This is a genomic window from Pseudomonas sp. SIMBA_068 (genome assembly GCF_046534705.1).
GTDB classification, from domain to species: Bacteria; Pseudomonadota; Gammaproteobacteria; order Pseudomonadales; family Pseudomonadaceae; genus Aquipseudomonas; species Aquipseudomonas putida.
In genome coordinates this window covers 1-255 of sequence record NZ_JAWRYI010000995.1, presented here as the reverse complement: position 1 = coordinate 255, position 255 = coordinate 1, and the positions used below count along the sequence as shown (strand labels likewise).

The following is a 255-nucleotide window of genomic DNA, read 5'->3' as shown; positions in this document are numbered from 1 at the left end:
GCCATGAATTTCTAACACTAAAGGATATTTTTTAGATTTATCAAACCCTGGCGGGTAAGCAATCCATCCTTGAATAGGTAATTGGTCGTAGCTTGATTTAAGCCAAATTTCTTCTACTTTAGCCAGTTGTTTATCACCCAGCGCATCGCTATTAAGTGAAGTTAAGCGCTCTGCCTTACCGCGTTTAATGGTGGCTATATCTGCAGGGCGTTGAGTGTCGGCAAGTGTAAACGCGATATCGCCGTTATTGCTTAC

Annotated in this window: 1 protein-coding gene; it reads right to left on the bottom strand. The window is 42.4% G+C overall.

All coding sequences use genetic code 11. The features are described from left to right. A partial coding sequence (locus tag SB756_RS32410; protein ID WP_410913549.1) for a hypothetical protein occupies nucleotides 1-255 on the bottom strand: 255 nt, incomplete at both ends.